Here is an 8776-nt window from a genome sequence, read left to right as displayed (position 1 = left end):
CTGTGGTGTCGTAATCATAGGAATAGCCAATCATGATATGGTCTGAGATCTGGAATCCTGCCAGGGCACTTACTGCAGCATCCAAGCGATAGGCCAGACCAAAAGTTAGGTTATCGTTCAACAGGGCATTCGCCGAAAAATCGAGTGCCAAGGGGGCTCCAACAACGGCTTTGGCCAAAATGGCCGGTTTCAATTTAAAGTTCGGATTGATATCAAACACATAGCCTCCTATTATATAAACGTGGGTTTTTTCGGTGGCAGTGGACACTTGGACATCGTCGTAATGTTGGGTCTGCAACATATTGGGTGATGATAGCCCCATATACCATTTCTCGGTATGGAGATAAAGACCAACGCCAACTACTGGAGAACTGTTGTTCTGTTGTCTAAGGTCATAGTCGTTAGGATCGTAAATATTCAATTTATTAGGGTCCAAGTCCCAGATGGAGACTCCGCCCTTCATCCCAAAGGATAGTTTCAGGTCATTTGCCATGGGTATGGTATAGGAAAAATCTGCAGTGACCAAGCTCTCCGAGGAAGGACCGATCTGGTCGCTGGTAAAACCAAGCCCTAGTCCAACACCTCGCACACCTATTGGCGAGTGCATTGAGAAATTAAGCGTTTTTGGGGCACCATCCAAGCCCACCCATTGGTTTCTATAGACCCCAAGAATACTTAAAGAGCCACGAGATCCTGCATAGGCCGGATTGACACTTATGGTATTGTACATGTATTGTGTGTACTGAGAGTCTTGTTGTGCCTGGGCAGAGGGTAACATGAACAGCAGACTTCCGAACAGCACGAGTACAAGTAAATTTGATTTTTTAATAGTCATAGGAATTCGATTCATGTTATTCAGAACTTAGGTATAAAAATCCAGCTTGCTTATGAAAATTTTGTTCCGCTTCTAGACCATATTGATATTCAAGAATATAATAGTAGGTACCAAAAGGTAATTTTTCAGAATTTTTAAGGGTCAGGCGTCCAGATGAAAAGCCATCAAAAACGTTCCCGTTGACCCCATAATTTGTGGTCTCGTAAACCTTGACCCCCCAACGGTTGAACACTTGGACCTTTAAGTTCTTGGCGCACTGGTTGCTGTTGGACAGATCGATCAGGAAAAAATCATTCTTGCCATCGCCATTGGGCGTCACCGAGTTATAAACAACAATGTTGCACGGCAACACAAGATCAGATTTGACACGGGCAAAAGTAAACACCCCATAATCGTTGACCGCCGTAGTGACCGTCTGGTTATCGAGATCTATCGCACCACCTTCGTCCACCCACATGTTTGTGGCGGCGTTCCAGCGTACAATGGTGAGGTCGCCCAGTTCTGCACCCGCAATCATTGAAGCGGGCGTGGTCACATCCCTCCAGGAAAGTGTGATGAGGCCATTATCGGTACTGCTGCTGTTCTTTTCTATGGTCCAATACTCTTGGTTGTCAATTTCTTTGATCACACCAGCTTTAAGTGCATGCGGGTAAAGTGCATCAGAATTCTCAAAAAAGTATTTGCCCTCAAAAAAAGCACTGGCGTTCTCAGGATCGGAAATCCCCGCAAAACGATAGTAACCACCATCACCGATGGGGAAGATAAAATCTCCTTCGCCCATTTTATTTACGGGACCATCTACGTGGCTGTCGTCTGAGGTATTGCTATGGTAACCATTGGTGTTGAAAGTGAATTCGCCACCAAAATTGTCGTTGTCCACGATGCCAGCGTAAAAATCGGATTCCCCACTGATATTTAAGTGGCCCAGTAGTTGGAAGGGCACTGCATGGCTGGAATTGTTGAAATAAACGTTATTGAGGTAACTGATCTTTGTGCCACTGAGCATTTGGTCAGAACTTCCAATGAATCGCGTCAAACCAGTATTTAAATGAAAATCTACGATGCCATCGTTATTAAAGTGGTTGTAAATAAATGCATCCCCATCGTTAAAATACGATCCGGTGGCGAGGTTATCAAAACGCTCGACTGTTGAGAATTGGGTGTTTTCACTGACGTAAAGTATGCCTCCATTGCTGGTCTGCGCCATCATATTAAAAGTAATGAGCAGGAAAATACTGATATGGAATATAGAATTTTTCATCATTAATTTTTAAATTTTCCTCTACTATGGATCATGGGATTGGTTACCGCAGGAATTAAAATATGCAGCTTATGATCTTCTACCTCTCCGGTGTTTACCGTTTCGGTAGGACTGATATTGGGCGTTTCTGAAAGTCTCAGTCTTATAAATGTACCATAGGCTACGCGCGACGGAGGAACAGTCCATTCCATGACCACATTGCCTGGATTACCTCCAGTTGAAGGCGCAAAAACCTCTATTTTTTCATCGGGATCAAAAGTACCGCTTCGATCAAAGTCTATCCATCCGGCAATATAACCATCGCTACGACTACTATAAGGTATAGTCGCATTGATTTTGGAATTTGGAACGTACACCTTATAAGAATATTCTTTGTGTTCGTCTGGCCACGCATCTTCTTCAAGTGTTCCCGCAGAGCCATGATTATTATCCCCCATCGCATCATTTGAATATAACGGAATCCGTTCTGTATCAGGAGCTGTACTGCCCAAATGACTTAATTGATCATTAGGAATTAAGCCTCCTGTTTGGTAAGCTTGGGTGTTGATATTGGTCACAGCAGTACTTCCTGCACGGACTGGTGCAATACCATCCCCGCTAAAGTTCAATCTTTGGATCAAGTGCATTGGATACCCATAAGACTCCGGTGCATCTCCGCCATCCACATCGGGAGGCAATAAACCCAAAGCAATGGCAGTTAATCCACTTCCTTTAATAGTGGCCACTACGGTCACAGAAAGATCAGGATTGCTCCCAGTCATATTATAGGCAGATTCATTGAACTTTAAAAAAGAAACCGCCATTGTTTCTTTGTCATTTCCTCTAAGAAACTTCATAGTTCTCTGTGAAGTTGGAACTCCTCCTACATTTACAATTTCTTTTTGAACGTTATAGGCTCCTAAAGCTGTATTTTTCTTCACTTCCACCAAGGTCCATTCGCCATCGGCCGTTGTATAAATATATTCTGTAGGCGCTAAGGACTCAGCATCTGCTACCACCAATCCTGCAAGCCTGATCGGCACCCCATCTATCGTTGCTTTACAAACAATAGTTATGGTACTATTCCCACCAGTGGTTCTGTTTTGAATTCCTGAAACCAAACGATTGGTACCGTCAGTCCCTCCAATATTATAAAGATTATCCAGGTAATCTCCCTCGTAATTCCCTGGTGCATAAGAACTTATGTTGCCCCCAGAAATCGCCGTAATCTCAGCTTCGATACAGAGCCATTGGTTATTACCAAGTTCGATTGAAGCACGTGATTTTGACCCCACACTAAGTGGTTGATTATGTCTTCCATGAGGGAATAGCGTTTGGCTGTTAGATCCCCAAGTCAACCATAATACATCATCAATATAAGGGCTAGATCCCCCAGTTGCAAAGGAGGCCGTCACTATTTCATCAGGATAGCACTGTGCTTGCAACTTGTTAAAAGTTGCAAGCAATACAAATGCTATACCTAATATGATAGGCTTTGTTTTAAAGTACATAGTTAATTAAGGTTTTACAGAGAATACAATGTTCATAAAGGAAGCCATCGTGACATCTGCACCAGCTTTGATCGTATAGGTCAATATTCCAGCATTGCTAACCGTTACGTTTTCAAATACACTCTCATCAAACCAAGTGATAAAATAGTCCAACTCACCGGCTGGTAATACTGGTAAGGCAGTAGTGGCGCCTGGATTTACCACAGCGGGCGAACCAAACTGCAAATTATATTTAGCATAAAGATCAATAGTACCAAAGGTCTCACCAGTCGGCACTTGATCTGCTGCAGTATAAACAACTACAGACGGCATATAAAAGAACGTTGGCATGGCCGCTTTTAACTGCTTTATAACGCCAGAGGTTCTGTCTATCACCACAATGTCATCCTGAAAAGTGCCCGGCTGTAATCCTCTTACCGCTAAAGTGTTAGTCGCATCTGTATTGATTTCCGTTGGTTTTATTAATGCACCACCTAATTGAACCGCATCTGTTGTGGTATCAACGTTTAATCCGTTGTTGGCTTGAACGTCCAAGGCATTGGTTGTTGTATTTTTCACCATGCCAACACCAGCAACATCAGCATGAACTTTTGCAGAGGTTACTGCTGCATCTGCCAATTTAATGGTTGTGATCCCAGCGTCTGCAACGCTTATATTGGCATCTATAAGTGTTGCTCCTGTGCCGTCTGTAACGGTAATGGAAGTGTCTCCCGCTGTTAGATTTTTAGGATCCACAACACCATTTGGACCTTGAGGACCTTGAGGACCTGCTGGACCTTGTGGACCTATTGGACCTACGGGACCTTGGGAACCAGAATCACCTTTTGCTCCTGGCGCACCGTCTGCACCTTGTGGACCTACTGGACCCATATCTCCTCGGTCGCCTTTCTCACCCCGGATTCCTTGATCACCTGTTTCTCCCTTTTCACCTGGTATTCCTTGAGGACCTGCTGGACCTTGTGGACCTACGGGACCTTGGGAACCAGTATCACCTTTTGCTCCTGGCGCACCGTCTGCACCTTGTGGACCTACTGGACCCATATCTCCTCGGTCGCCTTTCTCGCCCCGGATTCCTTGATCACCTGTTTCTCCTTTTTCACCTGGTATCCCTTGAAGACCTGCTGGACCTACTGGACCTTGGGGACCGACGGGACCAACTTCGCCTTGAGGACCCGTTGGACCTTGAGCACCAGCATCACCTGTTTCTCCTTTTTCACCTGGTATTCCTTGAGGACCTGCTGGACCTTGAATTCCTTGAGGACCTTGTTCGCCTTGTGCACCTGTAAAGTCAGCGGTTGTAAAAGTGGCTCCATCCGTATAGGTAATGGTAAATGTCCCATCACCATTGTTGAGAGTGGAAACAATGCCGTTACCAGCAGCACCATCTTCTCCGTCAGTTCCTGCCGGACCCGTTAAGTCGGAAGTAGTAAAACTTCCTCCATCGGTATAACTAATTGTATAGGTTCCATCTCCGTTATTTGTAATAGAAGCAATGCCATTTCCAGCAAGTCCATCTGTACCTGCTGGTCCTTGTGCCGCGATTCCAGTGTCAATGCCACCTATTTCCCAAGTGCCGTTTGTTCCGATTTCCGGAGTTGCTCCGTCTGCACCATCTACACCCTTAGATATAGTTACACTATTTGTACCATCACTAATTGTGACGGTATCATCACCATTATCTGTTACGACTACAGACGCACCGGCAACACCTGTCTCCCCTTGTGGACCTGTTAAGTTTGGAGAAGTATAAGTTGTATTGTCAGTATAGGTAATTGTAAATATTCCACTGCCGTTATCCGTGATTGATGCAATTCCTACGCCGTCATCACCTTTATCACCTTTATCACCAGCGATACCTTGCGCTTTGATGCCTGTATCAACACCACCGACTTGCCAATTCCCGTTTGATGCTATTATTGGAGTATCACCGTCACGACCATCAGAACCGTCCTGCCCATCAACGCCATCTTTTCCGTCAGCACCATCTGCGCCAGCAAGTCCAGCTTCTCCTTTTAAGGAATTTATAAAATCTTGTTCACTTCCTGTATGTCCCGCATCTATCCAAACTTGATAGGCAGATTTCCCGTCAACACCATTTGTCCCATCCACGCCATCAATACCATCAGTACCATTAATTCCATCAGCACCAGCTTCTCCTTTCAAGGAATTGATAAAATCTTGTTCGGTTCCTGTATTTCCAGATGCAACCCAAATTTCGTAAGCAGAAGCACCGTTAACACCGTCAGTTCCTTTTGATATAATAACTTCATTCGTCCCATCGCTAATGGTTACAGTATCATCACCATTATCTCTCACGGTAACTGAAGCACCATCAGCGCCATCAGCGCCATCCGCACCAGCATCACCTTTCGGACCTGTTAAGTTTGGAGAAGTATAAGTTGTATTGTCAGTATAGGTAATTGTAAATATTCCACTACCGTTATCTGTGATTGAAGCAATCCCTAAGCCGTCATCACCTTTATCACCAGCGACTCCCTGTGCTGCGATTCCTGTATCAACACCATCAATTTCCCAAGTGCCGTTTGCTCCGATTACTGGAGTCACTCCATCAGCACCATCGATACCATCTTGCCCGTCAGCGCCTGTTGCAGCGATTCCTGTATCAGTTCCACCGATTTGCCAGTTTCCGTTTGGTCCGATTAACGGAGTGTCACCATCAACACCATCAGCGCCTTTAGATATGATAACATCATTTACTCCATCACTAACCGTTACAGTTCCGTCACCATTATCAGTTACGGTTACAGATTTACCATCCGCACCTGCTGCTGGAACACCGGTATCAACACCATCGATAAACCAATTTCCATTGGCACCTACTTCTGGAGTTTTACCATCAATCCCATTCGCACCAGCTGGTCCATCAACACCTTTTAGTGAATCCAAAAAGTCTTGTACCGTCCCCGCATTGCCATTAGCAATCCACACATCGTAAGCGGAATTTCCATCATCACCTTTAGGACCCGTTAAGTCTGAAGAGGTAAAGCTTCCACCGTTAGTATAATTAATTGTATAGGTTCCATCGCCGTTATCAACAATAGATAAAATTCCGTTTCCATCAGCTCCAATTAAGGAGTCCAAGAAATCTTGTTCTGATCCTGTATTGCCAGCAGCAATCCACGAATCATAAGCAGATGCTCCATCATTTCCGATAGCACCATCAACACCATCAGCACCATCATCGCCTTTTAATGACGCAATGAAATCAGCTTCGTTTCCAGTATTTCCTAAATCTAACCAAACTTGGAAAGCAGATTTTCCATCGTCACCTTTTGGACCATTGGCTAAATTAATGATGGTTTCAACATTGTTTTCATCCGTAAAGGTCATTGTCCCGTCACCGTTATCAACTAAAGTGGTTAAGGTTTCAAGATTTTTTATATCTATAATCGTAGTATTTCCAGCCTCATCCATGTATGTGAATGTGCCATCAATATTTTCAACTACGGTGGTAAGTGTTTCTAAATTCTTAACAATTTGCGTAAAATCCAATGGCGTCACTAAGCCATTTTCATCCGTATAATCAACATGGATATTGTCTGGATTGAGAGCGATTGAGGTTAGTGTTTCAAGGCTGCTTACATTTATTATTGTTTCAACCCCAGCTTCATCCGTAAAAGTAAAGGTGCCGTCCGCATTAGTTACAATGGTGGTTAAGGTCTCTAAATTCTTAACAACCTGAGTCAAATCTAATTCGGTAACCACACCATGTTCATCTGTATAATCAATATGGATATTGTCTGCATTGAGAGCGATTGAGGTTAGCGTTTCAAGACTGCTTACGTTTATTACCGTTTCAACACCAGCTTCATCAGTGAAAGTAAAGGTGCCGTCCGCATTAGTTACAATGGTGGTTAAGGTCTCTAAGTTCTTAACAACCTGAGTCAAATCTAATTGGGTAACCACACCATGTTCATCTGTATAATCAAGGTGCGCATTGTCTGGATTGAGAGCAATAGAGGTTAAAGTCTCAAGATTGCTGATATCTACGATGGTTGTCACTCCAGCTTCATCTGTAAATGTGAACGTGCCGTCATTGTTAGAGACGATGGTCGTTAAGGTTTCAAAATTCTTAATGACGCTCTCAAGGCCAATGCTACTCAAATCTCCATTTTCATCAACATAATCCAGCGTATGGCCATCGGCGTTGAGCTTAAGAGATGTTAAGGTCTGGAAATCAGAAGGATTAATAACTTGCACATCGCCATTCTGGTCGATGTAAGTAAACTGATTATTAGCAAAATCCCATAAAACAATATGTTCTGGCAGATCACTTTCCGTGGTCAATCTCTTCCAACTGCCTTGATACCAATAATAATATCCCGGAGTTACGGTCGCATTGGTATTGGTGTTGTAAACCAATAAGCTTTCCAAGTTCCCAGCATTGATGGTTGCCTGGTCGGTGTTGCCAGTTAGGGGTACCTGCGGAATCAAAATACCTCGATTGGAGGATTTTATTTCCAACTGCGTGGAAGGATTTGGCATGTCTGTGCCTATCCCCACCTGAGCATAAAGGGAAGTACCTGTAATTAAGATAAGTAACAGTAATAGTTTTTTCATAGTGATTGGTTATTGTGATGGAAATTTTGAAACTTATAAAAACGTGTATTGTTTACTAATATTAAATTTGAGCCTTCTCATCCATAGGGTCCGTCGAAATAAATTGAACCTTAACTATATTTCGACGAAATACAAATATCATCGACAAGAAACGCAAATATAATATTTATTTTCAAATAATCACGATAAAAAGCATATTTTATCGTTTAAGTGTAAAAATGGGGATTATTTTTGAATCTGAACAATAGAAAGTTAATTCTCACGTTGAGAGCTGCAAACATAATATTTATTTTAATATTAACATCTTGTTATGATAAGTGTTTCCTCCAAAATCTTTCATTTTCGGAACCTTATGATTAAAGTAATTTAAAAAGGAGTAACATTAATTCACCTATTCTAATATGATTTCGGCAGACATTCCTAAAGATAAATAAACCTCCCAACACCCTAGCTTTGAATTAGATGGACATTTTATCACCTCAGCAACTTTCAAGATGGTAAGATCACTGATTCTAACCTCGAGGAAAGTCAACATTTGCGTGGATTTTACTATCACAGCTTATTAATTCAAGAATTTCTAAAGGGCTCCAATTCCTCTATTTCAAACCT

The 8776-nt window shown here is 42.9% G+C and carries 4 protein-coding genes; all 4 read right to left on the bottom strand.

Features of this window, described 5'->3' with window-relative positions:
• Positions 1 to 835: type IX secretion system membrane protein PorP/SprF (locus tag VLZ86_RS04670; RefSeq protein WP_325449236.1), on the bottom strand; the 835-nt coding region annotated here is incomplete at its 3' end.
• A 16-nt stretch (positions 836 to 851) separates the two neighbouring features.
• Positions 852 to 2099: a gliding motility-associated C-terminal domain-containing protein gene (locus tag VLZ86_RS04665; RefSeq protein WP_325449234.1), complete on the bottom strand. Its 1248-nt coding sequence runs from the start codon at positions 2097 to 2099 to the stop codon at positions 852 to 854.
• Positions 2099 to 3586 carry a CshA/CshB family fibrillar adhesin-related protein gene (locus VLZ86_RS04660; RefSeq protein ID WP_325449232.1) on the bottom strand — a complete coding sequence of 496 codons (1488 nt, stop codon included), beginning with the start codon at positions 3584 to 3586 and terminating at the stop codon, positions 2099 to 2101. The genes VLZ86_RS04665 and VLZ86_RS04660 overlap by 1 nt, the downstream gene beginning before the upstream one ends.
• A gap of 6 nt (positions 3587 to 3592) precedes the next feature.
• Positions 3593 to 8167: a hypothetical protein gene (locus tag VLZ86_RS04655; protein WP_325449230.1), complete on the bottom strand. Its 4575-nt coding sequence runs from the start codon at positions 8165 to 8167 to the stop codon at positions 3593 to 3595.
• Positions 8168 to 8776: the final 609 nt, after the last annotated feature.

This window comes from Gelidibacter sp., assembly GCF_035515035.1.
Lineage (GTDB): Bacteria > Bacteroidota > Bacteroidia > Flavobacteriales > Flavobacteriaceae > Gelidibacter.
The sequence above is the reverse complement of the archived record's forward strand: the minus strand, read 5'-3'. Positions and strand labels throughout refer to the sequence as shown.

Coding starts and splice junctions, on each gene's coding strand:
- VLZ86_RS04665 (WP_325449234.1), bottom strand. CDS start 2,099: ATGATGAAAAATTCTATATTCCATATCAGTATTTTCCTGCTCATTACT.
- VLZ86_RS04660 (WP_325449232.1), bottom strand. CDS start 3,586: ATGTACTTTAAAACAAAGCCTATCATATTAGGTATAGCATTTGTATTG.
- VLZ86_RS04655 (WP_325449230.1), bottom strand. CDS start 8,167: ATGAAAAAACTATTACTGTTACTTATCTTAATTACAGGTACTTCCCTT.